This window comes from Oleiphilus sp. HI0128 (genome assembly GCF_001635365.1).
The window spans coordinates 1-1621 of sequence record NZ_LWGG01001343.1; the positions used below are offsets into that span (position 1 = coordinate 1).

1 protein-coding gene is annotated in these 1621 nt (G+C 41.6%); it reads left to right on the forward strand.

What is annotated here, in order from left to right; translation table 11 throughout:
• Positions 1 to 121: 121 nt before the first annotated feature.
• Positions 122 to 1621, forward strand: a 1500-nt coding sequence (locus A3763_RS22385) for a diguanylate cyclase (RefSeq protein ID WP_197483046.1), incomplete at its 3' end; no start/stop codon positions are given.

Below are 1621 nucleotides of genomic sequence, written 5' to 3' on the forward strand. Positions count from 1 at the left end.
CTTTTCATTGAAGAATAATCTTTTTGGAAAAGATTTTCTACACGATATTGTTGTGAAAGAGAAAAACAGAATTATGCTGGTACACTTATTGAAGGCCCTTAACAAGCAGTTTCTTTTCGCTATGAATAAGCTGATTCAACCGATATTTTTGCTGATGAATCGATTAACTTACCGTGGTAAGTTTATGTTGATCTCATCGGTTTTCGCGATCCCCTTGGCTCTGTTTGCTGTGCAGTTAGCATTTAATGCGCATCAGCAACTAGAACAAGCACAGCACACTCGCTCTGGCTTTAACTATCTTCGCCAATCAACAGAACTTATCGAAGACTTGGAAACGATACGAGATATAACTGTTGTTGTCTCTTGGAAGAGTGACTCCTTCTTGGTTTCAAAGCTTGATGCTGTTAAGAAGCGGGCTTATGGTCGTATTCTGGATCTAAGCGAAAAATTAAGTTCTAACGCTAGTAGCAAGTACTTACTAAGTCTTAAGGAAAAGTTTGAAAAGGACGGTTTTATTCGCGGAAATGAGGCAGGAAGGGTCGATAAGATTTATGAAGAGGCACATATTATGGTCGGTCAGGCGTATAGCTGGAGAAGGCAAGTTTCTTATCTGTATGCCTCCAGTAGTCAAAGCGATATTTTGTCCTTCGTAAACCTACTTAATGAGGGTGAGGAATATACCTATGCCTTAGGTTTGGTCAGAATGTTTGGAAGTTTGTATTTAGGGCAGGCGTTTGTGGCGTCACATGGTGCTGACGCGATGGAGGCTGCTTACCAAAACCTGTCTAAGTTAATTGATGATGTGGATGTGAAGGAACAAGCCTATGCCGGTATATTTAGAGATAACCCTTCCGTAGACTTATTAGGTGTTAAATCAGCTTTAGTTCAGACTAAAGACCTGCTTTCACAGTATTTGATAGAGTCCTTCTCTCCTAAAGGTGACCCGCAAGAGTTCTACGCGAAGTTAAGCGACTTGTATCAATTAGTATACGCGCATAATCAGCTTGTTTTATCGGTGACTGACCGTGTATTGGCGAAAAATTACCAGCAGAGCATTGAGCGCTTATCCTTGTTCTATATCAGCGTCGCTTTCTTCTCCTTGGTTTTGCTCTACTTGTCAGTCGGTTTATATAAGTCTGTTAGCTCTGCTATAGGTGAATTAACTGGCGCTGCAGATCGTGTAGCTATGGGAAATTATGATCAAGCGATTGAGATTGGAACGCATGATGAATTACTGACAGTTGCTCGGGCCATGGAGCATATGCGTCTAAGCATTAAGGAGCGTGAAGAACGCTTGGAACTAATGAGCCAGATTGATGGTTTGACTCAACTTTATAACCGGCCATTCTTTGATCAAGCAATGGATATATCCTTGGCTAATAGTCGCCGAAACATGACGCCGCTTACCTTGGTTATGATGGATATCGATCATTTTAAAAAGGTAAATGATACCTATGGCCACCAGGCGGGTGATGAGTGTTTAAAACTGATTGCTCGCTTAATGAAGAAACAGTATCAGCGACAAACAGATATAGTGGCTCGTTATGGTGGTGAAGAATTCATTGCGATTCTCTACGGTCAGACTCAAGAGGAGGCCCTATTGCAAACCGAGAAACTTCGA